General features: G+C 46.0%; 22 protein-coding genes. 3 read left to right on the top strand and 19 right to left on the bottom strand.

Features of this window, described 5'->3' with window-relative positions; translation table 11 throughout:
- Positions 1–79 precede the first annotated feature (79 nt).
- The 4 genes from ACYVR3_RS04745 to argS all read right to left on the bottom strand — a co-directional run bounded on the left by ACYVR3_RS04745 (position 80) and on the right by argS (position 5,729).
- Complete coding sequence (locus tag ACYVR3_RS04745) at positions 80–421, bottom strand: YlbF family regulator (RefSeq protein ID WP_054734096.1); 342 nt, start codon at positions 419–421, stop codon at positions 80–82.
- 106 nt (positions 422–527) lie between these two features.
- The gene (locus ACYVR3_RS04750; protein ID WP_461243316.1) at positions 528–2,648 is read right to left on the bottom strand and encodes a PBP1A family penicillin-binding protein; all 2,121 of its coding nucleotides are present in this window, start codon (positions 2,646–2,648) and stop codon (positions 528–530) included.
- A 184-nt stretch (positions 2,649–2,832) separates the two neighbouring features.
- Complete coding sequence (gene argR / locus ACYVR3_RS04755; RefSeq protein ID WP_054734099.1) at positions 2,833–3,300, bottom strand: arginine repressor; 468 nt, start codon at positions 3,298–3,300, stop codon at positions 2,833–2,835.
- 737 nt (positions 3,301–4,037) lie between these two features.
- On the bottom strand, positions 4,038–5,729 hold the full coding sequence (gene argS, locus ACYVR3_RS04760) for an arginine--tRNA ligase (RefSeq protein WP_461243317.1): 1,692 nt from the start codon (positions 5,727–5,729) through the stop codon (positions 4,038–4,040).
- Between the two features lie 426 nt (positions 5,730–6,155).
- On the opposite strand from argS, the gene ACYVR3_RS04765 reads away from it, so the two are divergent.
- The gene (locus tag ACYVR3_RS04765; RefSeq protein ID WP_054734243.1) at positions 6,156–7,583 is read left to right on the top strand and encodes an APC family permease; all 1,428 of its coding nucleotides are present in this window, start codon (positions 6,156–6,158) and stop codon (positions 7,581–7,583) included.
- A 929-nt stretch (positions 7,584–8,512) separates the two neighbouring features.
- On the opposite strand, the gene ACYVR3_RS04770 is transcribed toward ACYVR3_RS04765, so the two are convergent.
- Together ACYVR3_RS04770 and ACYVR3_RS04775 are read right to left on the bottom strand one after the other, a co-directional pair.
- A complete protein-coding gene (locus ACYVR3_RS04770) occupies positions 8,513–9,469 on the bottom strand; it encodes a DMT family transporter (RefSeq protein WP_057152358.1) in 957 nt (318 codons plus the stop codon).
- 76 nt (positions 9,470–9,545) lie between these two features.
- The gene (locus ACYVR3_RS04775; RefSeq protein ID WP_461243318.1) at positions 9,546–10,454 is read right to left on the bottom strand and encodes a helix-turn-helix transcriptional regulator; all 909 of its coding nucleotides are present in this window, start codon (positions 10,452–10,454) and stop codon (positions 9,546–9,548) included.
- An 88-nt stretch (positions 10,455–10,542) separates the two neighbouring features.
- Between ACYVR3_RS04775 and ACYVR3_RS04780 the strand changes: the two genes are divergently transcribed.
- Both ACYVR3_RS04780 and ACYVR3_RS04785 read left to right on the top strand, forming a co-directional pair.
- On the top strand, positions 10,543–10,881 hold the full coding sequence (locus tag ACYVR3_RS04780) for a GyrI-like domain-containing protein (RefSeq protein ID WP_461243319.1): 339 nt from the start codon (positions 10,543–10,545) through the stop codon (positions 10,879–10,881).
- 27 nt (positions 10,882–10,908) lie between these two features.
- Positions 10,909–11,334, top strand: a complete 426-nt coding sequence (locus ACYVR3_RS04785) for an effector binding domain-containing protein (RefSeq protein ID WP_461243320.1) — start codon at positions 10,909–10,911, stop codon at positions 11,332–11,334.
- An 84-nt stretch (positions 11,335–11,418) separates the two neighbouring features.
- On the opposite strand, the gene ACYVR3_RS04790 is transcribed toward ACYVR3_RS04785, so the two are convergent.
- From ACYVR3_RS04790 to ACYVR3_RS04850, 13 genes are all read right to left on the bottom strand, one after another.
- Positions 11,419–11,961 (bottom strand): folate family ECF transporter S component, encoded by a 543-nt coding sequence (locus tag ACYVR3_RS04790; protein ID WP_054736390.1) that lies wholly within the window; start codon positions 11,959–11,961, stop codon positions 11,419–11,421.
- Between the two features lie 71 nt (positions 11,962–12,032).
- On the bottom strand, positions 12,033–13,469 hold the full coding sequence (locus ACYVR3_RS04795) for a nicotinate phosphoribosyltransferase (protein WP_057152361.1): 1,437 nt from the start codon (positions 13,467–13,469) through the stop codon (positions 12,033–12,035).
- A gap of 199 nt (positions 13,470–13,668) precedes the next feature.
- Positions 13,669–14,613: an aldo/keto reductase gene (locus tag ACYVR3_RS04800; protein ID WP_461243321.1), complete on the bottom strand. Its 945-nt coding sequence runs from the start codon at positions 14,611–14,613 to the stop codon at positions 13,669–13,671.
- Between the two features lie 10 nt (positions 14,614–14,623).
- The gene (cobT, locus tag ACYVR3_RS04805; RefSeq protein WP_461243322.1) at positions 14,624–15,676 is read right to left on the bottom strand and encodes a nicotinate-nucleotide--dimethylbenzimidazole phosphoribosyltransferase; all 1,053 of its coding nucleotides are present in this window, start codon (positions 15,674–15,676) and stop codon (positions 14,624–14,626) included.
- Positions 15,677–16,145: 469 nt separating this feature from the next.
- Complete coding sequence (locus ACYVR3_RS04810) at positions 16,146–16,538, bottom strand: hypothetical protein (RefSeq protein ID WP_461243323.1); 393 nt, start codon at positions 16,536–16,538, stop codon at positions 16,146–16,148.
- Positions 16,539–16,729: 191 nt separating this feature from the next.
- Positions 16,730–17,488 (bottom strand): ABC transporter ATP-binding protein, encoded by a 759-nt coding sequence (locus ACYVR3_RS04815; RefSeq protein ID WP_461243324.1) that lies wholly within the window; start codon positions 17,486–17,488, stop codon positions 16,730–16,732.
- The gene (locus tag ACYVR3_RS04820) at positions 17,469–18,431 is read right to left on the bottom strand and encodes a FecCD family ABC transporter permease (RefSeq protein ID WP_461243325.1); all 963 of its coding nucleotides are present in this window, start codon (positions 18,429–18,431) and stop codon (positions 17,469–17,471) included. The genes ACYVR3_RS04815 and ACYVR3_RS04820 overlap by 20 nt, the downstream gene beginning before the upstream one ends.
- A 7-nt stretch (positions 18,432–18,438) precedes the next feature.
- Positions 18,439–19,323, bottom strand: a complete 885-nt coding sequence (gene isdE / locus ACYVR3_RS04825; RefSeq protein ID WP_461243326.1) for a heme ABC transporter substrate-binding protein IsdE — start codon at positions 19,321–19,323, stop codon at positions 18,439–18,441.
- A gap of 1 nt (position 19,324) precedes the next feature.
- Positions 19,325–20,176 (bottom strand): NEAT domain-containing protein, encoded by an 852-nt coding sequence (locus ACYVR3_RS04830; RefSeq protein ID WP_461243327.1) that lies wholly within the window; start codon positions 20,174–20,176, stop codon positions 19,325–19,327.
- Positions 20,173–21,525, bottom strand: coding sequence for an NEAT domain-containing protein (locus ACYVR3_RS04835; protein WP_461243328.1), 1,353 nt, complete (start codon positions 21,523–21,525; stop codon positions 20,173–20,175). Before ACYVR3_RS04835 ends, ACYVR3_RS04830 begins: the two co-directional genes overlap by 4 nt.
- A gap of 347 nt (positions 21,526–21,872) precedes the next feature.
- Positions 21,873–22,553, bottom strand: a complete 681-nt coding sequence (locus ACYVR3_RS04840) for an EAL domain-containing protein (protein ID WP_461243329.1) — start codon at positions 22,551–22,553, stop codon at positions 21,873–21,875.
- 497 nt (positions 22,554–23,050) lie between these two features.
- Positions 23,051–23,764 (bottom strand): D/L-lactic acid transporter LarD, encoded by a 714-nt coding sequence (gene larD / locus ACYVR3_RS04845; RefSeq protein WP_156405766.1) that lies wholly within the window; start codon positions 23,762–23,764, stop codon positions 23,051–23,053.
- 430 nt (positions 23,765–24,194) lie between these two features.
- On the bottom strand, positions 24,195–24,590 hold the full coding sequence (locus ACYVR3_RS04850; RefSeq protein WP_054736375.1) for a hypothetical protein: 396 nt from the start codon (positions 24,588–24,590) through the stop codon (positions 24,195–24,197).
- Between the last annotated feature and the right edge of the window lie 64 nt (positions 24,591–24,654).

Raw genomic sequence — 24,654 nt, forward strand, 5'->3', positions numbered from 1 at the left:
TTCTCTCCTAAAAAAACGCCGAAGCCAACGACTTCGACGTTTCCATGTTCACTCCAAGTCTAATGACCGCTACTAAAAATTAGTTCCGGTAAAGATCTTGAATTGGTTTCGTAATTTCAGCGTTCAACTTAGCTAATAAGTCGTTAACGCCCTTTTCATGGTCCATCAAAGCCTTGATCAAGTCAGTTTCGCCGACCTTGTTAGCAAGCTCTTGAGCGTGCTTCATGTCGTCTTCACTTAATTGTTGGCCTTGCATCTGCTTTTGTTGCAGATCGAGTTGGACCGTTTGGAAGTCCTTAAATAAGTCGTAAGCGGTTTGGTCCGCCTTCATTGCGTCGTAAGCGGCCTTTAACGCCGTAAATTCTTCGGAACTTGCTAATTGGTCGCGTAGTTCGCCGGCCGTTGCTAAAATATCTGCCATGTGTCAGATTCCTCCTGTCAGTTCATTCAATCATTGTATCATGGCTAAGGGGCACTTCACAATGCCGGCTGGTTAAAATTCAGCTGGTCAAAGCCTAAGTGAGACACTAATTACCAAACGCATCATCCCACCACCGCTTAACGGTATCTGCGGCGTTATTAACGCCCTGTTTAACTTGATCACCGACGGATGATGCACCGTTGGTCACGTTATCCCAGAAACTGGAGTCCGATTGCTGAGCTTTGGCCAAGGTCGAGGCATCCTTCACGTTAAACGAGGTCTGCTTCGTGTACGGCAAAATCTCTTCCATCTCGGTCTTAAACAGTGGTCCAACCCCCGTACCACTTAGATTTTCCAAGTGATGATTTTGGTTGGTGTTGTCAAATCCTTCCCAGGTCGCCAAGACTACATCCGGGGTGTAACCCACGATCCACTTATCCCGAGTCGCATCACCATCACCCGTTGCATCGGCTTCAGTACTCCCAGTCTTGCCGGCAACTGAGTAGCCGTACGGTTTGGCAGTGGCGCCAGTCCCACTATTGAAGACGCCAAGCATCATACTCGTCATCTGTTTGGCAACTTTAGATGACATCACGCGAGTCGACGTGACATCCGGATTGCTGACAACAACGTTGCCGTTGGCATCCACGATTTTACGGATGTAGTGCGGTTCAGTGCGTTCCCCATCGTTTGCAAAGGCTGAGTAAGCACCCGCTAACTGTTGTGGTGAAACGCCTTCGCTTAACCCACCAAGGGCTAACGCTAAGTTTTTGTCGGATTTAGTGACAGGTAGTCCAAACTTTTTAACGGACTGGTAGCCTTTATCAACACCAATTTTATTCAATAACCACACCGCTGGCGCGTTCATACTCTGCGCCAACGCGGTATACATCGGCACTTTACCCGAGTACACATTGTTATAGTTTTTCGGCGTATAGTGATTGGTCCCATACGACGTTTTCTTATCCTGTAACATCGAATCGTAGAAATACCCGTTTTCCAGTGCCGGCGTGTAAACTGCGATTGGCTTAATGGTTGAACCCGGTTGACGCGTAATCTGGGTTGCTCGGTTATAGCCTCGGAACACGTGCTTCCCACGGCCACCAACAACGGCCATCACCCCACCGTTATTGGGATTCAAGGCAACTGAAGCCGCTTGAACCTTCGTTCCATCGGCGGCATTTTGCGGGAACAAATAACTGTTCTTAAAGTTAGTCTGTAAACTGGATTGATAATTCTGATCTAGGTAAGTATAAATTTTATACCCATGATTCATAATTTCAGACTCCGTTAACCCATACTTCGAAATCGCTTCATTGATCACAGCGTCGAAGTAGTAAGGATACCGGTACGAATCATTATATTGATAGGTATCACTAGTCACCACGGCTGTCTGCTGGTAAGCCTTCGCCTGCTGTTCGGTGATTGCACCAGTTTCAGCCATCAGCCCCAGCACGGTGTTACGCCGTTCCTTAGCGGCCTGTGGGTGGTCAATTGGATTATAGCCGCTTGGTGACGTCAACATGCCTGCCAACACCGCTGCTTGTGGCACGGTTAAGTTGGCCGCCGAGGTCCCGAAGTATTTTTCAGCTGCGTCTTGGACGCCCCAAACACCATTGCCGAAGTAAGCGTTATTCAGGTACATCGATAAAATATCTTTCTTAGTATAAACGTTCTCAACTTCAACCGATAAGAAAAGTTCCTTGAGCTTTCGCGTAAAGGTCTGTTCCTGCGTCAAATACGCGTTTTTCACTAACTGTTGCGTCAGCGTACTCCCACCACCACTAATGTAGTTGCGGTGCAGCAGCTTATTCTTGGCTAACAGGAAAAACGCCCGCGCAATCCCCTTAACTGAAAACCCGTACTCGTGATAAAAGTTCCGGTCTTCAGTTGAAATAACCGCTTTTTGAACGTTCGTCGAAATATGATCAAGCGACACATAGGTCCCCTTTTGCGCATACAACGACCCCGCTCGCTGATTCTTTTTATCATAAATATAGGTGGTTTTTTCAAGTTGGGCCTTTAAATCACCAACGTTGGCGGTTTTTGCTTGGAACGTCAAAACAGCGCTCAAGATAAAGACAACCGCCAACACAATCGTGATTAGCCACCGGGTCAGCTGGTATCGGTGCCAGACCTTACCTAATCGCCGTTTAAAGCGATGATAGTACGGCGCCAACCAGGCCCGGAATCGCTCAAAATATTGATTTCCCCGATTATTGTTCATCAAAAAACTCCTCAACCATTTTCAAGATTTGCACTATTCATTCTATCATAACTTTGACGAACGCCTCTGACTGCGCCGAAACTTTAATAACCCTTAAACAGCCGTTTTGATCTGCTAACACTAAAAAAGCACGCCCGCATCCCGTTACGGGACATGGACGTGCTCACTTCGTTAACCAAAATCGTTAATGAACGATATCCGGATTCATGTTTTCAGCAATTTCATCGTTCAACTGCTGAGCAACATCAGCATTCGGACTAATCACCAAAATCGTATCGTGTCCGGCAAGCGTGCCGACCACTTCTGGTAACTTTAAATCGTCTAAAATCGCCGCTAAGAGGTTGCCGTTACTTGGCAACGTTTTAATCACGTTGATAAATTCGATCCGAGTCAACCCAATTACCACTTCATTAATGGTTTCACGTAAGTGTTCTTCTTCTGATTTATTTCCAGGCTTAAAGATTGTATAACGCAAGTGTCCATGGCCATCTTGGGCTTTGACTACCTGCATCTCACGAATATCTCGTGAGATTGTTGCTTGCGTCGCCTTAATCCCAATTTCTTTTAGATGACGCATTAGGTCTTCTTGCGTACCAATCGGATATTGATTGATTAATTGTTCAATTCGCGATTGACGAATACTTTTCTTCATTCCTAATGCAGCCCCCTTGTTGTTCTAACACTGTGATTATTATAGCAAAATTAAAAATGAATTGAAAGCACCTTTTTAAATAAGTATTCAAAACATATTGAATATCAATTTGACAGTCACTATTCGACAGTCGTTTTATTCACTAACAATCCCACCCTAGGCCAATTTCTACCCTAACGTTATTATTTTCATAAAAATTCATCTTAAAATGGATAACGTCCTAACCAGTAACCGGTAATCGGTGGTTAAAATTGATGGGCTTCACAGAATTCAACTGGCTTAACGGCCTTGTACATCATTAGTTAGAATTATTTTATTAATCATGGTGTCTTATAATGAGGATGGATTATTGCTGTCGCTTGTGTCCAGCGTAAGTGTTGGGTGCGATTTGGGTGAAGGCTGTTTGTCGTCGCTTCGCTCGCCAAAGCCGCATGAAAACCGGCGCTCTCAGGATACAAAATTCGGCGCCGCTTAAACTGTTATTTCCAGGGTTCCTGAAGTTGTAAGAATTTGTCAACCACGCGCTTTCTGGCCACCACGCCGAATGGTGCTGCGCGAGACTGAGAGCTGCATGCAAGGCGACATCGGTAAACCCGCCAGGCCCGGGCGCCTTCACCGATGTCGCCTTGCACACTGCTCTCAACCCGTCTCGCTCCGCACACTTACGCTGGACACAAACGACAACAAAAAAAGCGAACCAGCCCAAGCCAGTTCGCTTTCGTAAGTTCAACCTTAAATTACATTTCGTCAGGTGCTTCAACGCCCAATAGACGCAGTGCTTCCTTCAAAACAGTTGAGACACTCTTAACCAAAGCCAAACGTGCTGGTTTTTCAGCATCGTCAGCTAAGATCTTAGAATGTGCATAGTACTTGTTGAAGGCTTTTGCCAAACGAATCGAGTATTTGGCGATGTCAGATGGTTCGAATTCCTTCAAGGCAGTGACAACCGTATCTGGGAAGTCAGCCAAAGCCTTAACCGTTTCCCAAGCTTCTGGGTCGGATAACTTCGCGCCGGTTTCTGGAATCGTCACGTCGCTAGCCTTCCGCAAGATGCTTTCTGCCCGGGCGTGTGCATATTGAACGTATGGGCCAGTTTCACCTTCGAACTTCAATTGATCGGCCAAGTTAAAGTCGATACTGTTCATCCGTTCGTTCTTCAAATCGCCAAAGATAATAGCGCCGACCCCAACTTGTTTCGCAACTTCGTCCTTGTTAGGCAAATCAGGATTCTTTTCAGCAATCTGCTTCTTGGCCATTTCAATGGAATCATCCAACACTTCGTCCAACAAGATGATCCGGCCTGAACGAGTTGACAACTTCTTACCATCTACGGTGATCAAACCAAATGGAATGTGGTGTAAGTCCTTAGCTGAAGCTAAGCCCATTTCAGTCAATACGGCCTTCAATTGCTTGAAGTAGTACATTTGTTCTGAACCAACAACGTAGAGGTTCATGGCTGGGTGATAAGTCTTATCACGGTATACGGCCGTTGCAATATCCCGTGTAATGTAAAGGGAAGCACCGTCACTCTTCAAGATTAAGGCTGGGTTCAAGTCGTATTTGCTCAAATCAACCACTTGGGCGCCTTGTGATTCATGAAGTAAGTCCTTTGCTTTTAATTCATCAACAACGGCTTGCATCTTATCGTTGTAGAACGCTTCACCATTGTAGGTGTCAAACTTAACCCCCAACTTGTCGTAAATGGCGTTGAAGGCCTTCAATGATTCTTCACGGAACCAAGCCCAAAGGTGGTGCGCTTCTTCATCACCATCTTCCAGCTTCTTGAACCATTCACGCGCTTCGTCATCCAATTCTGGATGTTCAACGTCTTCTTTATGGAACTTAACGTAGTATTTGACCAAGTTTGAAATTGGGTCTTTCTTAACGTCTTCTTCGTTGCCCCACTTCAGGTAGGCGGTGATCAACTTCCCAAATTGCGTTCCCCAGTCACCCAAGTGGTTATCCTTGATCGGGTTGTAGCCGTTCTTCTTCAGAATCTCAGCAATCGAGTTCCCAATAACGGTTGACCGCAAGTGCCCCATTGAGATTGGCTTGGCAATGTTAGGTGATGACATGTCGATTGGCACGTTACCGTTGTTGCCGTTTTCGTTTTGACCGTAATCGGCACCTTCAGTTAACACTTGAGTTAAAATGTCAGCACTGAAGTTCGCCTTGTCCAAGAAGAAGTTCACATAAGGGCCGGCAACTTCCACCTTGTCAAACTGAGTCGTATCGATTTGATCAACGATGTCAGCAGCAATTTGTTGTGGCGCCTTCTTGAAGATCTTAGCTAAGGTGAAAGCTGGAAAGGCGTAATCACCCTTAGCTGAGTCCTTAGGCCGTTCAATTTTTTGGTAAATATCGGTAACTGACAGATTATCTGCCAGCGCTGGTGCTAACGTATCCGCAACGAGTTGTTTGTAATCCATGTTTGCGCTCCTATTCATAATTGACATTTTCTGTATCGACGACGTGGGCATAAAAAAAGTCTCTTCTCCACAATGATCCATTGTAAGAGACGAGACGACCCGCGGTACCACTCTTGTTGATATAACTATCCACTCAAGGCTATTCAACTAAACGTTCTACAAAGCGCGCCTTGTGCTGACCGTTACCTGGCTTCCACCTACCCAGATTCGCTACTCACGGTATGCCACACAATTCCTCTTTGATCATTGAACGACGACTACCCAAGGTAATCTCACTTTTAGTAGTTTATAACAGCTGTCCCGAAGTTACAAGTCCCACTAAGATTAAAATTTTCTCATAAACACAGCGATTTGCCGCCATTAATTGACATTAACTGTCAAGCTCATTAAAATTAGGTGTTATTCCGATTGGAAAGGATCTTTGAAATGAGTGATAGAAAGAAACATGCCAATCTATTTTTACGCAAAGATATCAAAACTGACATCTTTAAGAAAACTGGGTTGGAAAAGTCGTTAACTGCTTTTAGTTTGATTACGATGGGCGTAGGGGCCATCGTTGGTGCGGGGATCTTTATCACCCCGGGGATCATTGCTGCCAAATACACTGGTCCTGGCGCCTTTCTCGCCTTCATCTTAGCCGCGGTTGTTTGTTCGCTGGCGGCACTGTGTTATTCGGAATTTTCATCAACAATTCCCTTAGCTGGTAGTGCGTATACATACATATATGCAGTATTCGGCGAATTTATCGCCTGGATACTGGGTTGGGCATTAGTCTCAGAATACTTATTCTCAGTGTCAGCGGTGGCTGCGAGTTGGTCATCGTACTTCCAAAACATCTTAGCGGGCTTTCATCTCTACTTACCAGAGGCCCTTCGAGCGGCCTATGGCACGGCGGGGATGCCCCACGCGTTCTTTGACCTACCAGCATTTGTGATCATCATGATCATTTCGTTCTTGCTGATTGGTGGGGTTCGTGAATCCGCTCGAATCAACGCCATCATGGTCATCTTAAAAATCGTGGTGATCATTTTATTCATTATCGTGGGTGTCTTCTACGTCCGTCCCGAAAACTACAATCCCTTCTTACCATTTGGGATGAAGGGTGTCGTTTCCGGTGCGGCGGTTGCCTTTTACGCCTATATCGGGTTTGACGCGGTCTCAACGGCTGCCGAAGAAGTTAAGAACCCGCAACGCAACGTGCCAATCGGTATCATCGGCTCCCTTTTACTGGCAACGGCGCTTTACATTGCACTCTCGGTTGTTTTAGTTGGAATCGTTAAATACACCCACTTAAACGTTGCCGATCCCGTTGCCTATGCGCTTCACTTTATTCACCAAGACTGGGTTTCTGGGATTGTTTCGCTTGGGGCCGTCATTGGGATGACCACCGTTTTGATCGTCTTTCTTTACGGTGGGACCCGGTTGGTCTTTGCCATCAGCCGTGACGGTTTGATGCCTAAATTATTCAGTCAATTGAACCCTAAAACCCACGTTCCGGTCACCAACACTTGGTTATTTGGGATTTTAGGGAGTGTCTTTGCCTGCATTATCCCTATCGACAAAATCACGGAATTGGTTAACATCGGGACCCTCTTCGCTTTTGCGATGGTCTCCATTGGGATCGTCTTTCTCCGGCGCAATCCTGAATTTAGCCAACTTGATTCTGCCTTCCGAGTACCGTTCTACCCGGTATTACCCATCATTTCATTTATCTTGTGTGTCATTTTAATGTTGGAACTAAAGGCCTTCACTTGGATTGCCTTCTTCATCTGGCTGATCATTGGATTGATCTTCTACTTTAGCTATGGCTACCGCCACAGTGTGGTTCGAAAACGGCATCAGGAACAAGACTAAGCTACAAGAAACCCTCGAATTGTTTTCGGGGGTTTTTTACTGTCGTTTGTGTCCAGCGTAAACATTCTTCTGTTCAGTTTGTGAAGTTTGATTTGCGTGAACTGTCGATTCCGGTAAGCGGCTAGGTTCCTGCTGTGGGGCCGGTCTGAGCCAAAGGGCGGTCTCAAACCTCGAAGTTAAGCCTCGCCAAAACCCGTGCGAGTCTTAACTTCGTCCCCGATGATTGGTGGTTGTCGGAAGAACGCCAACAACCACCAATCATCGCGACACAGCATCCACCTAGCTGCTTACCGAAATCTTACTTTGGCGCAATTCGGCACTATTGTAGACCATCTCAAGTGCTTAACTGAACGGTATGCTACAGTATGACAGCGATTGATGTTAACTCGGTAAACAGCACAATTGTTCAGTAGTCGTCATTTCCGCGATGAACAAGTCTATCTTGAACATTGACTCAACTCGCTTGAACGTACTGCTGACTCGATGTCGTTACGTTGCCATTCAACACTTGCTGAGATGCTTGCAATTGTCAGCGTGCGACAGTTTGGCCCTTCATGATAAATTTTCGAGAGTGCGGTAATCGATGCCGAAAACCCGCAAACAAGAGGTCGGTCAGAAAATTGGGCTCAGCCGTGAAATTTCACTTAGCTGGTGAACTTCCAGCTTAGTGAAAGGCCGAATTCTGAGACGTGTTTTTCCGGCTCAGAATCGTGCCCACGGCGTTCCAGCCCAAATTTTCTGACCGACCGGTTGTGCCCACAATATCCCCCATGATTAACGAGCCAACGAAGCCGAATTTCACAAACTTCGCACACTATCGCTGGACACAAGCGTAACAAAAAAGGCTACCTCATCCGATTTTGATAATCAGATCAGGCAACCTTTTGATTTATTCGGTTAATTCCAAATTAACATTTAGGTCGTTGCCGTTAAAGCAGTCGAACAACCCCAACACCGGCAATCATCACAACTAACCCAATCAGTTGAATCGATGTGACCGGATTACGTTTCGAAGCGAGCCAACCAAATTGATCGATCAACAAGCTCCCAGCCATTAAACCAACTAACACAATGATGACGGCTAACCCCGTTCCCACTAACGGAACAAGGTAAATGTTGCCGAGGATATAAAACGACCCAATAAAGCCTCCAATCCACATCCACCATGGATTATGACCGTTAGCCGGACTTTGATAGTGCCACTTCAAGCGCAACACTAACACAATGAGTCCCAACGCGACCGTCCCAATTAAAAATGAAATGAAGGCGGCCTGAATCTTTGAATTCAAGACCAGGCCAAGATGACCGTTAATGGCCGTTTGTGACGCACTCAGCATCCCCGCAAAAACGCCAAACAAGCGCCATAGCATTAAGTGACTGCCTTTAGGTGTTGCCTCAAGAACGCTTTCGTAGCCACCTTGACCCGTTTTTCGGGCCAGCCAATCGTTTCCCGCAACCGTGATGATGACCCCTACCAAAACGAGTAATGCCCCCAGTCCACGAACCAGTGTTAACTGACTGACCGGCGAATGGAACCAGCCAAAGTTATCGATCAACAAACCAGCCAGAATTTGGCCGAGGACGGGCATAATGACCGTTTGAACACTCCCAATCTTGGGAAACAGGACAATATTACCGGTTAAGTAAACTACCCCAAACAGACCACCTAACCACAACCAAGCCGGCTGCGTTGTAATGACAGTTGAAGCAATCAACAACGTATGCTGTTCGAATAATGTAATGGCGGCTAGAAAAAGCGTGCCAATTAAAAATGAAATAAACGAGGCCCAAAACGGCGAACCTAGCGACTGCCGCAAACGGGAATTCACACTCGTTTGCATCGGTAGTCCCACTCCAATGGTCAACCCGATGATAATTGCTAACATGTTCCAACCTCCACGCCTTGATTTAATGACCCCACATTATAGCCCGAATCCTCAAAATTAACCAATATTTTTCTCATTATTGGTACTGAGTTAAAATCATCGCAGTGTATTGTTTAAATGCCACTAAGAATGATTCATTGCCCGTCACGCGTGCATGCACACCTAATGATAGTAAAAAACGGTACGTTGCTTCACGTTGTGGCAGTTCGAGAGTCGCGGTAAACTGTTCTGCCGTTTCGTCACGAATCACCTGACGCCCAAACCGTTCAACGATCACGTCTCGAACAACGTTGTCCGCAACCAACGTTATCTCAGTCATTACTGGATGATCAAAGCCACCCCATGACAATTGTTCTTCCGGTAGCGGTCGCGGATCAAACGTCGTCGCTAAAAAGGTCACCGTTTTGATTCGTGATAACCGAAACGTCCGAAACGCTGCTCGCTCAAGACTGTATCCTTGAATGTACCAGCGCTCACCCTTATACGTTAACCGATAGGGCTCGATTTGTCTGGTACTCCCCTGACCCGTTCGATCACTGTAGGTAAACGAAACTAACTGATGGGCTTGAATCGCTTGACTAAACTGTTCTGCGAGTGCTTTGAGTTCCTCACTTCCTGTCCAATCGGCATGTTGAACCGAAAGTGCCGTTCGCTGTTCGGGTTGATACATCGCTTGAATTTTTTGAACCGTTGCTCGAATCGCTGGCGTATCGATCAGTGATTGCACCCCGCCAAGGGCAACAAGCAGGTTGCCGATATCCGATTCCGTCAGCAGTTTTTTATCAACTTTATAATTTGGTAAAATACCAATCCCACCATTTCGCCCACGAGTGGTATAAATCGGGATGCCAGCTAGGTTAAGCGCGTCAACGTCGCGATAAATCGTCCGCGTCGTGACTTCAAACTGCGTTGCCAGCTCGGAAGCTGAAACCGTTTCTTGGCGCAATAAAATCATCACCATATTCAATAACCGACTTAATCTCAAAATTCGTCATCCTTTTTATAATACCTGACAAACAGTCGTCAAGTATTGCTTGATATGCTTAGTTTATCAGAAAGGGGCTCAAAACGATATGACGATGATCGAAAACTACGCCGTCAAGGCCTTTCCGCAACAAACCATTACCGGCTATGAGACGTTGACCTACTATGCAGGTACCGAGACCGTAACTCCAGTCTTAAAACTCGAAGCCAGACGCATCCCAGCCGGTGACTATCTAATTATGGCTGGCAAGGGCGGTCCTAGTCGTCAATTATTTGACGCATTGATCAGGCATTTTTTCAATAAAGTGCTACCACAACACCCAGACCTTTATCGCGACGATAGGTTCATTGTTGAAGCCCTTTTAAACGATAATCCTCAGGATGCCGAAGTTGAACTCCGGATTCCGATTAACTTACCTAAAAACTAACTGATGACTCATAAAGGAGATCGACCCATGACTTACACCCTCATTACTCGCGATGCACAAACCATTTACGGCTGGTCAGCCGAACTCGTGACCCCATCACGCACCAACTTAGCCGAGTTGAGTCAACAAAAACAAGCCCTGCTTGACGAGTATCAAACTGAGCTTACAGACGGATTAATGGCTGTGAACAGCAACCAAGATGGCCAACAGCACTACTTAGTCGGTCAAGCTAGTGTCACGAAACGGCCAAGTACCTTCACGTTACCAGCCGGTCAGTATGCACAATTTGACCTCACCTTCTCGGATCGTATCAACCTCGATCAGCTCATCGGGCGTAGCTATGGAGAACTCGCGCAAGTTACCGGGCTTCAAATTGCGGGGAACTTCAACCTCGAAGCATTTGTTAATCAACATCAGGTTCAGTTCTTTGTTCCAGTTCACATGCTTCAATAACGTACATCAATAAAGGGCGACACCGGGGTCTCAAGTTGAGACCCTGTGTCGCCCTTTATTGATTTGATTTTTTCAACCAGCCAATTATTCTTCTTTTGCCGTACCTGCACGCGCTGTTAATTGCGATAACGGTAAGACTTTCAACACTAACTGAATGAGGATCACATAGATGACAAAACTAATGATTTCTTGCGGTACCCGGGTGACAAAGAGTGTTTTCCAAGCCAATCCATACATCATCCGCAGCCACAAACTGTTCAAAAATAAGTTAAAACCAAAGTTGACCACAAATGCGGCCAAACTAATTCGCCACAGGGTCAGCGGCTTTTGATACAGACACAGACCAAACGTATACCCCGTTAAAATTGCGGTTAACACGAAGCCAATAAAAAACGCGAACTTGGGAAATAGTAGCATCGATAATAAATAAGCCAGTCCGGTTGCACCTGCCGTGATTTTTGGCGGAAATAATCGCGCCATAATTGCTGTTACAATAAATGAAAAGGTAATTTTAGTCATCAATAGTTGAATCGACAAAAAACTACCCAGTAAAATTTGCATCGCCATCAGACTGCCTAATACCGATACCCCATAAGCACTGCGCCAGTTTAACTGCTTTTCTCTCATCTCTCATACCATCCTTTAACCAATCTAAGGTTTAGTTGTCACTGTCGTTGATTCGCTTCTTATGCCAATTATTAATTTTTAGCGTGTTGTTGCGCAATTAAATCAGCTTGTAATTCTGCCAATTGTTGGGTGATATAAACCGGATAATGGTCCGGATTCACTAAACGTTGGGTTGCTTCTGGTAATTCTGCAAGGCGTTGCTGACTAAACCGTTGAATAGCGAAACAATCTGTTTCTACGGCTGCCGTTGTTTTCGGCGAGAGCACGGTGTGTTGTAATTCGCGTGCCACAAAATCACCTAATTGTTGCTGTGAGCGGGTCGCCAGCGGATTTAGGGCCACAACCGTCATCCCTGATGCGAGCTTCTCATCCGCCAGGGCAATCACGTCACCAATTGCGCGCGTCGTTCCTTGTTGATACAACCGATAAACCCGTTTTAACCCCGGTAACGTCGTTTTCTCACGGCTAGCGCTAACCTTAATCTTCGGAATCAACTGGCCATTTTGACTAATTGCAGCCAACTTGTACACGCCACTTAATACGGGCGACGACGCACTTGTGATCAACTGTTCACCGACCCCGAAATTATCAATGGGCGCACCCTCTTTTAATAACGACGTCATAACGGCTTCATCCAATGCGTTAGAGGCCGTAATCTTAGCATCAATAAACCCGGCTTCATCCAATTGTCGTCGAGCGCCAGCTGCCAACTGCGCAATATCCCCGGAATCGATTCGAATCCCCACCGGTCGATGTCCGGCCGCCGCTAGTTGTTTAAAGACCCGAATGGCGTTTGGCACTCCAGATGACAAGACATCGTAAGTATCAACTAACAACGAAGCATTATCCGGATAAATCGCCGCCCACTTCTGGAACGCTGTTAACTCATCCGGAAAGGCTTCGATCCACGCATGCGCCATCGTTCCAGCAGATGGTAGGTTGAATCGCTTAGCCGCTAAGACATTCGAGGTGCTGGCACAACCACCAATTATCGCTGCTCGGGCGCCCAATGTTGCGGCATCGGGTCCCTGTGCCCGCCGTGCACCAAATTCCATCACTGGCCGTCCTTCCGCCGCAACCGTAATTCGACGTGCCTTAGTCGCAATTAGCGATTGATGGTTGACCAAATTCAAAACGAAGGTTTCCAACAACTGCGTTTGCCACAACGGTCCCTGAATCGTGAGGAGTGGTTCTTGCGGAAATACCGGGGTCCCCTCTGGCATCGCCGTAATCTCACACTCATTTTTAAATTCAGCAAGTTGGGTTAAAAACGCCTCGCTAAACAAGTTAAGTCCCCGTAGATAGTCAATCTCCGCCTCATCAAAGTGCCAGTTGCGCACCGTTTCGACCACCTGAGCCAGTCCGGCAGCAATCACAAAACTCCCCTGATCCGGCACTTTACGGTAGAACACGTCAAAAACGGCTTCTTCATCCGGTAACGTCTGGGCGTAGCCGTTAGCCATTGAAAACTCGTACAAATCAGTTAGCAACGCTAAATTATCCATCATCTATCCCTTCTTCGGTTCAGTTTAATAACACCCCTTAACCAACGATCCCCCTTTTAACTGCATCACATAAAAGTATTAACTACTTTTACATTATTCTCATCATAATCGATTCATTTCTATTTTACAAGTAATCACTAACAAAAAGCGGGATAACCTGTCAAGAACGTTCGTCTTTACAGGTTATCTCGCTTGAATTGACCTATTCAGTCATTGATTTTTCCCAAAATGCTTTGGTGTCAACACCAGTTTGACGTGCTAGTTGTTCAAGTTGATCCACTTCCGAAGTCGTTAGGGCTAACTGCGTTGCGCGTTTCTCGTCCGCAACGTACTTTTGTCTCGTTACGCCAACGATCGGCAACGTGCCCTTCCCGATTGCCCAAGCCGTTGCCACATCGGCAACTGAGGCGTGGTGCTGTTGGCCGATTTGTTGCATCGCAGTCGTTAACGCCGTGAGCTGCGGTAGGACTTGGTTGTAGACCTTCGCTCGATTACTACCAGCCGGCAGTGGATGGTCCACGTTGTATTTACCCGACAACGCGCCCTGTTCCAACACCATATAAGCAAAGAAATCAATACCGCGTTCCCGACAATAGTCGAGAATGCCCGCCTCTTCAGAAGACCGGTACAGCAAGCTGTAATGGTTTTGAACTGCCGCTAATGGGATCCCAGCTTCGGCTAAAATATCACTTGCCCGCTTAATTTGAGCTAAATTATGGTTCGAAACGCCAACGTGTTTGACCAAACCATTTTTAACTAACGGAATCAACTGTTGCGTCCACTTGTCAACATCAGCCGGGTTATGAATCCAGTACAGATCAACGTAGTCCGTATGCAGCCGTTTTAGGCTTTCTGCCAGCATATCCGCCATGGGTGTCGGGCCATCGTTCGCAATTTGGGGCGTGAACTTGGTCGACAAATAATATTCGGACCGCTTATACGGCATTAACATGTTACCCAGTAACTTTTCAGAACTACCTTCACCGTACACTGCTGCCGTATCCCACAAGTTAAAACCGACTCGCATTGCAGCGTCAACTACTTGGCGCAACCGAGTTTCACTCAAATGATTGCCGAAGATTCGGTCACCACCGTTGGCCCCTGAGCCCCAAGACCAAGTGCCCATTGCTAACTTTGCATCAAACATGTCATCACCCCTAATTGGTATATTCGAAGTTTAAATCTTCCAACCGGTTCATATGTTGCAAAACCGCTTGAATGTCATCGATTTCGGCCAATAACATCACCGCACCGGTCCCTTCTCCAGCGGCCAAGTTAAAGTCCAAGTATGGTTTCAACCCCAAGTGCTCAAGAACGCGATTTGCACCAGATTCTTTAGAACTATGAGAAGCAATTAAATGCTGAGTAACACCAGGTTGAATTGCTTCGGCCAAGAGCGCCGATGTATCGGAAAGGAACCCATCCAAAATAAGGGGAACGCCGTGTTCGGCCGCACATAAAATCGCGCCAGTCTTGGCCCCTAATTCAAATGCACCAAGTTTACTCAACACATCGATTGGATCAGTCGCATCTGGCTGCCACTGTTTAACCGCCGTTTCGACAACCTTTAACTTATTTTGAACTGTGGCGTCCTTCACGTGAGATCCCGCACTGACCACGTCAGCAACCGGCACGTTTAACATTGTGGCAACAATTGCGGAGGCCAAAGTTGTATTGCCTAAGCCAGCTTCTCCAATCAACAATAGGTCAGTTCCGGCTTCAATTGCTTCAAGTGCAGTATCATAGCCAACTTTAATTGACTGAATGGCTTCTTCTCGACTCATTGCGGGGGCCTTTAAAATATCATTTGTTCCCGCTTTGATTCGCTTATCGATCAATTTTGAATTCACGTGGTGTGGCCCGGCTAAACCAACATCGTAAACTTTAACCTCACAGCCCCGCGCAATTGCCAACGCTGATACCGCTGCATGGCCGTCCGCAATGTTATCCGCCAAGATATTCGTAATTGGTTCAGACGTTGCTGAAACGCCTTCGACCACCACGCCGTTATCCGCTACGTAAACAAGACAAGTCCGCTTAGCAACTTGAATGTCCGCCGTTTGCTGAATCCCAGCAATATCGATTGCAAGTTCTTCTAGTCGCCCCAACCCGCGAATCGGTTTCGCTAGGTTATCCAATTTTGCCTGTAATTGATCACGAGCCGTTGTTGAGATTGGACTCAAAGGTTGCAAAAATGCTAATTTTTCCATTCGTAAAATCTCCCTATCCTGACGATCATTAATTTTAATCTCACTATCATTTTGTCGTGCTTTTAGGCGAGCGTCAAGTTCTTTTTGCAACCGGTTACAATTGTTGGGTTATTGGTGAGAGATTGTCTTAGTTTTGTGGGAAATCTTTATGATAGTTGCGTTTTTTGGGAATTGACTTATATGCACGGACTTGGTTAAGTCGGCTGATTATGGGAGCGTGTAGCGGTTGCGAGCAACAGTTGGTGAGATTATAACGAATCGGATTTATAGGTGGGTGTCTCCCGATTACCTAGCCGAAACGTGTTCCACAAGGCAGAGAGCTGCACGTAAGCTACTGCCACCACAAACTCCAAAACCCGGAGTTTCTGGCGCCAGTAACTTACGCTCCGCTCTCTAACCGCCTTGTTCCACACTCTACAAAAAAACAGCCCCCCGTCTCTCCTCAGGGGGCTGCTAAATGTTACATACCCTAGGCATCCGCCTGCTGGGCATTCTCTTTTTCGTTAATCATGCTAATGCCAATATACATGGCAAAGAGCATCAAGAACAACGCTAATACCGCCATCATTTCAACTGCCACGGACGTTGCGGTTAACGCCAACATCATCATTGGCACTGCTAAACCGATATAACTTAACGTGGTTACCACGCGGTCAACGGTAAATAAATTCCAACGACGTTGTCGTAACTGTTCATCAAATTGTGGTTTAAACAATCTGTACGTCATATAAACCATACAATTGACTAAGGTGAGATACCCTGAAAGTGATGGTTTAAAAATCGCAGCCATCATCGTCAATACTGACCACAACAGCCCACTCACTAACATCAATGGTACAACAATTTTCAAACTCACTTTCATGGTAGCACCCCGCCTTTCAACGATTTATCCGGACAATCAAACTCAACTGTTATAGTTAACACCTATTATTGTGAAAATGCTAGTGCTATTTTCACAATTTTCATAAGTTAAGAAAATGAAAGCGGATAACGCATGAATTAGCAAAATGCAACCGCTTTTTATAGCGATTTTTTGACCACCCTTAATCTCGATTAAGGCACTTGAATGATGTACGGTCCATACTGTGGGACCTCAACAATTTGAATACCTAGCCCAAAGACCTGCTGTAACAATTCTGCGTCAAAACAATCTTTTGCTGGCCGATCCGCAATTAACTGTCCCTGCTTTAACAACCAGACATGATCACTCACCATTAAGGCTTGGTTAATATCGTGGAGTACTAAGACAACCGTCATGTGTAACGTATGTTGTAACTCGCGAATCAGTGTCATTAAGTCCCGTTGATGCCCAACGTCTAAGTACGTTGTCGGTTCGTCTAAAAACAGCATTTGCGGTTCCTGCGCCAACGCGGCTGCAATCCAAACGCGTTGCTGTTGACCACCAGAGAGTGAAGACAACCACCGTTCTGCCATCGTATCAAGGTGAACTTGAGCTAAGTATGGCTGAATTTCGTCATCAGTAATTGTTGCTAACAATGAATGACTCGCCAGCCGCCCCATTTTCACCACGTCTTTAACCCGTAGATCATCATAAACAGCGTGTTGCTGGCTAACAAATGCCATTGTTTGTGCGCGTTGCTTCAGTGACAGATTCTGTAGCGGCTGACCTTGCATCCTAATTTGGCCTTCCTCAGGCATTAATTGACCCAACATTAGCTTTAACAGGGTTGTTTTCCCGGCCCCATTAGGACCAATAATCGATAAGATTTGACCAGTTGGGACCGTTGCGGTGACTTCCTGAATTGAAGTTGAGGCCCCTGAATACCGAAAACTAACGTGATCTAACTCCAATCTGGTCCCTCCTTTGCACCCAAAATACGAGAAATGGTCCACCGAGAACCGTCAACAAAGTCGCTGCTGATAATTCACTTGGTAAAACAATCAGTCGACCAATTGTGTCAACGACCAACACTAACCACGCACCACCAAAGATTGACGCTGGGATCAACGTTAGATAGTCGCTCCCCACCAGTCGTCGCGCAACGTTGGGCACAATGATGCCCACAAATGGCAATACGCCAACCACGGCTGTCACACTAGCTGATAAATAGACAATCAGTCCTAGGAGACTAACACGCATTAGTTTGGCCGAAACACCCATCGTCGCTAACTGCTCATCTGGCAATTTCAGGTGATTAGCCCACGGCGCTAATATTAATGCGATGCTTAATCCCACACCACCCGTTAGCAATAGTTGCCAAACGGATGGCCAGGTCAATCCGTTGAACCCTTGAACAGTGCCAATCGTCACGCCATGCGTGATGACTTGCTGTAACCCCACAAAGGTCAAATTCAACGCCACACCTACGATAATCAGCTGGTAAGGTCGGCTTAGCGTCTTACGGTTCATTAACAAACCAAAGGCAATCGTGCCACCGAGAAGTGCTAAAATCAGCTTTTCACCGACAAATCCCGGCAGAATCAAACTACCAACAACAATCAGCAAGTCACCCGCACTGGCGATTCCCAGAATACTCGGATCCGCCAGTGAATTTCGAAATACCGCCTGACTTAAAGCACCAGCGGTTGCCAACACACTACCACCAATTAGGCTAGCAACGATTCGGGGCAACCGATAATTTAACAGCAGATTCAATGCTGCTGGTTGCCGACCATGAACAGCCTGCCAAATCACCGTACCATTTAAAAAGCGCGTTCCGGCCATTAATGCTAGACCAATCGTGATCATCATAATGACCCCAAAAATAAAACTAATGCATCGTTCTCGTTTCATCACGTCTTCACTCCTCCGGATACAGCCAGTCAGAAACCCGCCTTAACGCTCGGGCCACATGCATATTAGCGGTAGCGTCAAAGTCTGGCTCTTGAAGGTCATAGACGCGCTTGCTTTTGACAGCCGGAGTCTGCTGCCAGATTGATTTTTTAAATTCCTGTTGAAATTGCGACGTCACGAGCTTGGGCATCGCGTGTTCCAACCGTAAAATTACTTGAGGCTGCGCGTTTTGAATCGCCTCGTCATTTGGCTGAATATATTCTTGCGTCTTAGACGTAAATACGTTGCGACCACCGGCTAATCGGACCAAATCGCCGACGTACGATTTGGAAGTACCAATCATGTAGCTAGCACCGGGGAGGCCCATCAATACCAGCACTCGTGGCTTTGACCGTCGATGGGAACGCTGCTGAGCAGTTCGAATTGCCGCTTTAATCTCAGCATTTGCTTGCCGCGCTGCTCGTTGTCGATCATAGCGTTGCCCCATTTGCGTCACCACGTGCTGCAAATCAGCAACCGTCTGCAAGTTTAAAAAATGCGGTGTAATATGTTGTTGTTTAAAGCTTTTGCCGAACTGGTCCTTTAACGTGGTCACCGAGTAAACGGCCGTGGGTTTCGTTGCCGCGATTTTTTCAGCGCTGGGATTCATCGGGCTCCCCACCTTGGCCACTTGTCGATAACGGGCTGGTATCGAATTATCGGTCGTGGGGATCCCCACCAAAGGCAGTTTAAGTCGATCAGCGATTTGAACAACCGCATATGTGGTGGCGACAATTCGGGGTTGGTTAGTCGTTTTAGACGTTGCTTGGTGCTGTGCAAACCAGCCCCCGAGACCACCTACGACCACTAACAGGCCAATCACGCTTAGCGCAAAACGTCGCGAAGCATTCACCCTACCGCCCCCTGCCGTGCCGACCGGCAACCACTAGACCACCACCAACCACAACGATGGCGATTACAGCTACCCCACCAATGAGAAACCACCAATTAAGCTGAGGCGCACTTTGATCGGCATGGTCCGCACTGGCGACTTTGATCGATGACGTTTTCTGTGACTGCGCCGCCGGTTGTTTAACCGATTGAGACTGCGTACTTTTTGTCGATGTTACCGCTGTTTGAGTTGTTGCTTGCGAACTCTGACTACTCGTTGAAGATGAGGTCACGTGTCGCGTTGGCGTACCATTAGAAATCGTTTTTATTGACTGACTACTCGCTTGATCAGCCTGCGTCACCGCTTTACTGGATGAACTGGCCAGTGGTTGTGCGGATTTGGTCGCCACACTCGCATGCCGAGTCGTTTTTAAACTAGGCAACTGCGACTGACTAAATTTAAATGAGATCAGATGCGTTGCTTTATACACCTTAGGCACATTGATTGCTAATTTAGCGTTGACTACCTTAGCAAGGGACTTGGTTGTAAACGAATAGTATAGGTTTGAATTACCAGCCTTATCCCTTACCCGTCGAACACGCTGAGGGGCATGACCATTAACTTGTAAGACTTTGACCGGAAATGCCGTTAGCTTCTTCGCCGTTCGAATGTGCATTGTGACCACGTACTGCTGATGCCGAACTGTCACGCTTGCGGGATGGACAAAATACGCACTCGCAATTGACGTTTTCGTTGTGCCATAAGTCAGTGCCTTAAAGTTCAACGCTTTCGCACGCGCAGTTTGCGTTGAACTAATGCCAAACAGTGTTAAACCTATCAGTAACGCGGCAATCACCCATTTTAAACGTTTCATTTTGCAACCCTTCTTCTATAAATAACGAATCCAATCAAACCGACACAACTCACCAGACCAACAATTGTCAGTACGACTTGTCGTTGTTCGCTTGTCTGAGGTAAATTTTCTTTTGTGCTTTGCTTGCTCGTTGGTTGACTCTGATCACGTTTAGTCACGGCTTTTTGAACCGTTGCGCTACCGTCACTGCCTTCGTTGGTATCGCCATCCACATCAGAAGTGAGTTCAGTCACATCCGTGTCACTCGTTTGACTTGATTCCCCAGTCGTTGGGCCATCAGTTGTACTGGTATTGCTGGCAGATGATTGGCCAGCATTATCAGTCCCACTTGCCTGACTGAACTGATAGTAAACGTCAAAATCAGCATCGATGTTCACCAGTGAGACCGCAACGTGAATCGTTCCTTTGAGTGGCTTTGCTAATTGATCTAACTGATCAACGTTGAACTTGAATTGCACCACATAATTCTTGCCAGATTCCGAATAAGTGACATCTGACACTTTGTTACCAGCAACCGTCAATGGTTTAAACCCATCCTTTTGTAATCCCGCATCTTTAGCGTAGGTCACCGTCATTGTAACTTGGTAATGACCATCAACTGGTGTCACTTCAGCAACGTGGGTGTAATACTGGTTCGCCATGGAAACCGTTTTTTGATCAGCACTTAACACCGTATAGGCCCAAGTTTGGTTTGAAATCTGAGACGAACTGTTACTTGATGAACTAGGTACCGAACTGCTGGTACTACTAGTTGATGCACTACTACTGCTACTGGACGAACTATTTGAACTACTGTTTGAGCTACTACTTGAGCTACTACTTGAGCTACTATTTAGGCTACTACTCGAAACTTGACTACTTGAACTGCTATTGTCCACTTCAGTTGCACTATTATTCCCTGATTGATCACCGATGCGGGTTGCATCCGCCCAATCAAACGTTAAATCAGCCGGTGCGGTAATCGCGCCACCAAACATGGCACAAGTAACTGATACCAGTGGTTCGGCCGAGTTGAGCGTAAACGTCACATCGCCCGTTGTGGCATCAATGTGCGCCGGACCACTCGGAAAAGTCATGCTCGTCAGTGCCTGTCTGCCATCCGGCAAGATATTCAGCGTTCCTTGATACTGGCCGTTCTTGACGGTAATCGTCGCCGTTTCCGACATAAAGCCCTGCGCGGCCGACGGCGTTTGTTGATTAGTCCCGTCCTTCCAAATTCTTACCGGAACAGTATAATCCCCATCGCTCAATGTGTCTGCCTTCACAAGACTAGCACTACTCATCGTTATTATTGCTAACACCACGGCTAGTACCCCGCCTAGCCACCCCTTAATCATTTTCCGCTTCATTACAAGTCCTCCTAAATTCTGGTTAATATTAGATTTTAATAGTAGTTTAACATAATTTAAGAATATTGAAACTACTAATTTGTATAATTAGTAACAATAATTTTATATCATTTTAGCGATTAAAGTCTTTACGAAACCGCTTTCAAACGTGTCTAATCAAAGAATAATCGCATTCTTCTCTGAAGCAATTTACTCGTATAACTCATCACAAAGTTAACTTTCCGTCGCTCAACTGATGATAGGTTTAACTACGCATTCGTCACATTAATTAATTTAAAAAACTTCCCTAAACTAGAAAAGTCAAGGACTGAGATTAACAGTCCTTGACTTATTTTTAGTCGTTTCATTTAAGCCTCCGCCGGTAAAATTGGCAGTGGCGCTGGTTTACCCCAGAAGTAACCCTGAACACCGTCACAATCAAACTGTGACTTAACTTGAGCTAGGTCTTCACTGGTTTCGATGCCTTCGAGAATAAATCGTTTACCGTGTTGGTGAGCTAACGCTGACCAGGCGGTAATTTGGTCTGCAACGTCATCAATGGTTTGATCTGGTCGAACGTTTTGAAGCGCAAACTTATATTCATTAACGTACGGACTCAGTGCCTGAACCAACGCTTCAGTGTTAGCGCCCGTCCCAACATCATCGATGCAGACCTCTACCCCAGCACTCTGGCATCGCTGCGCAGCCAGCATCATTGCGCCGTAACTGACGTTTGCGTCCCCACGCTCAGTCAATTCCACCATAATGTGTACGTTCGTTAATTTTTGAACGTGGCTCACCGCAGTTGCATAGCGATCATCAATAAATTGTTGTTGCTCCAAATTCAAAGAAACCAACGAAATATACGCTGGCAAACAATTAATTGATGACATCAGCAATTGGGTAATGTCTTCCGGTGTCACTTGGTTAAAATCAGCCAACGTCCGCCATTGACCTGCCTGTGATTCTCGAATAAACAGCTCGTATCCCCCTGGCAACTCACTTGCGTTATCCAGCGCAAACCGGGGTTGCTCAAATAAGCTTAACATGATAGGATCCCCCTTTACTTCTCCAATTCACAATCTGGTACACTCCTACATCTACCAAGTTGCTAGTTTCATAGTTAACTGACAACGCGCCGGTCATCGCCCCGTATTATTCAATAGGATTCCACTCCTACCGTGATCACCAACGCCGTTTCAGTTTCTCAATCCACTTTATTTAATCACACTTTTTAGCAAATGTCGCCTGTTTTACCTAATTATTTTATCAAATACCTTGATTTTTTAGGATTTAACTGCCGACACCCAATCCTATCCCTTGATAGAGAGAATGCCACACTTATACATTATCAAACTCATGCCCTAATTTTTTGCCTAATCATCAAAATAACGCCGTAACCCTCAACAGGCTACGGCGTTACTGATTGTCATTTTGGCTTCCAAACTAATGGTTGCCACTCTTAGCAGAGGCTTACTGATCAAGAAGTTGTGAGTTGTCTGTCAAGACGGTCCTTAAAACGAACGTTAACTATGTGTTTCCCAATTTATAGTCCGAGGTAGAACTTGCCAAAGAAGGCAGCTGCGATCCCACCAAGGAATGGTGCTAAACCGGGTACGATCAAGCCGTACTGCCAGTCATTACTTGCTTTGCCCTTAAGTGGCAAAATAGCGTGTGCGATCCGAGGACCAAGGTCCCGGGCTTGGTTCATGGCGAACCCGGTAGGACCACCAAGGCCCATCCCAATTGCCCAAACTAACAAACCAACACCAATTGGCACAACGCCGGGTGCTTTAATTTCGGAAATTGCTAAAATAGCAGCGATAAAGATAAAGGTATCGAAAAATTCGACGAAGAAGTTCCGTGGTAAGTTCCGGACGGCTGGTGACGTTGAGAAAATGTTACGCATCGTCACGCCGTCGATCTTGCCATATGAGTGCTTGAAGGAATCAGCGTACATCACGTAAACGATCAGTGCGCCAAAAATCCCACCGAGCATCTCAGCAATCACAACTGGGAAGAACGTTCCCCAAGTCATGTTGCCAAGAATAACCTGTGCCAATGCCATTGCCGGGTTAATGCAGACATTGCCGAAAATAAACAGTGAAACTGTAATCCCGAATGCCCAAGTCGTGATACAGAACAAGTGACCTGAACCGTGGTACTTCGTGTCGTTCAAAACAGTGTCAGCGTGAACGCCAACCCCAAAAATAATCATTAAAGCAGTTCCCATAAATTCTGATAATAGCTGATGCATCAATTATTCTTCCAATCTTATGTTTAAATAATGGTGTTAACTATGTGTCCGTTAACCACAATGCTCATGGTAAACAGTATCTTAGGAACCAATCTCTAACAGTCATTCAACTCAGCTCTTAATACTCGAATTCTTGACATGCTTATAACTATATCAATAATCATGTGAAAATGAAAGTATCATTTAAAACTTTTCATTATCAATTTAAGTAATTGAAAATACGGTCTTATTTTAACATTGAATTTATCAATTATAAACCGCTTACATTGCCAAAATCATTTATTTCAATCCTGTACCGCAAGCAACTAAACCAATCAACCCTGATTTCTAAAATCAATTGCTTTTCAAAATAACTCAATTAAATCAAAAAAGCCTCGTCGATTCTACAATAGAATCGACGAGGTCAACTTCAATCATTCGTTTTTATCAACGCTCAACCTAACTTAAACGGCGTCACAATTGCCACCGTTACCGCCTGATGCCCATTAGCTGACTGGGCTTGCGCAACGCGACTCAGTAAATCATGTTGCTGCACGTACGAGCGAAATTCCAATTTATTGGGCACTTGTAACTGCAAACGGTTAGCAGATTGCTCAATTTCAATTCGATCAAGGATACATGACTCATTCAACCGCAGAATAACGGTTCCCACGATGCCCAGAATAAACCGGCTATGCGTTAAATAATCCGTATTGGCCATCTCAAGGTCAAATCGCATCTCACCTGTGGTTAGAGGTCGTTGCATGCCATCCATCGTCATTGCTCGGTACGAGACCACAATTTCTTTGGTCGTTACCTTGTTTCGAATTTTTAAGACGTAGTCGATCACGTTGATCACTCCCAAATTAAAATAGTTAGTTCCGCCGCACCATGTTGATCGCTGTTGATCGCGA

This window comes from Secundilactobacillus muriivasis, assembly GCF_054785195.1.

Coding starts and splice junctions, on each gene's coding strand:
- ACYVR3_RS04745 (WP_054734096.1), bottom strand. CDS start 421: ATGGCAGATATTTTAGCAACGGCCGGCGAACTACGCGACCAATTAGCA.
- ACYVR3_RS04750 (WP_461243316.1), bottom strand. CDS start 2,648: ATGAACAATAATCGGGGAAATCAATATTTTGAGCGATTCCGGGCCTGG.
- argR (WP_054734099.1), bottom strand. CDS start 3,300: ATGAAGAAAAGTATTCGTCAATCGCGAATTGAACAATTAATCAATCAA.
- argS (WP_461243317.1), bottom strand. CDS start 5,729: ATGGATTACAAACAACTCGTTGCGGATACGTTAGCACCAGCGCTGGCA.
- ACYVR3_RS04765 (WP_054734243.1), top strand. CDS start 6,156: ATGAGTGATAGAAAGAAACATGCCAATCTATTTTTACGCAAAGATATC.
- ACYVR3_RS04770 (WP_057152358.1), bottom strand. CDS start 9,469: ATGTTAGCAATTATCATCGGGTTGACCATTGGAGTGGGACTACCGATG.
- ACYVR3_RS04780 (WP_461243319.1), top strand. CDS start 10,543: ATGACGATGATCGAAAACTACGCCGTCAAGGCCTTTCCGCAACAAACC.
- ACYVR3_RS04785 (WP_461243320.1), top strand. CDS start 10,909: ATGACTTACACCCTCATTACTCGCGATGCACAAACCATTTACGGCTGG.
- ACYVR3_RS04790 (WP_054736390.1), bottom strand. CDS start 11,961: ATGAGAGAAAAGCAGTTAAACTGGCGCAGTGCTTATGGGGTATCGGTA.
- ACYVR3_RS04795 (WP_057152361.1), bottom strand. CDS start 13,469: ATGATGGATAATTTAGCGTTGCTAACTGATTTGTACGAGTTTTCAATG.
- ACYVR3_RS04800 (WP_461243321.1), bottom strand. CDS start 14,613: ATGTTTGATGCAAAGTTAGCAATGGGCACTTGGTCTTGGGGCTCAGGG.
- cobT (WP_461243322.1), bottom strand. CDS start 15,676: ATGGAAAAATTAGCATTTTTGCAACCTTTGAGTCCAATCTCAACAACG.
- ACYVR3_RS04810 (WP_461243323.1), bottom strand. CDS start 16,538: ATGAAAGTGAGTTTGAAAATTGTTGTACCATTGATGTTAGTGAGTGGG.
- ACYVR3_RS04820 (WP_461243325.1), bottom strand. CDS start 18,431: ATGAAACGAGAACGATGCATTAGTTTTATTTTTGGGGTCATTATGATG.
- ACYVR3_RS04830 (WP_461243327.1), bottom strand. CDS start 20,176: ATGAAACGTTTAAAATGGGTGATTGCCGCGTTACTGATAGGTTTAACA.
- ACYVR3_RS04835 (WP_461243328.1), bottom strand. CDS start 21,525: ATGAAGCGGAAAATGATTAAGGGGTGGCTAGGCGGGGTACTAGCCGTG.
- ACYVR3_RS04840 (WP_461243329.1), bottom strand. CDS start 22,553: ATGTTAAGCTTATTTGAGCAACCCCGGTTTGCGCTGGATAACGCAAGT.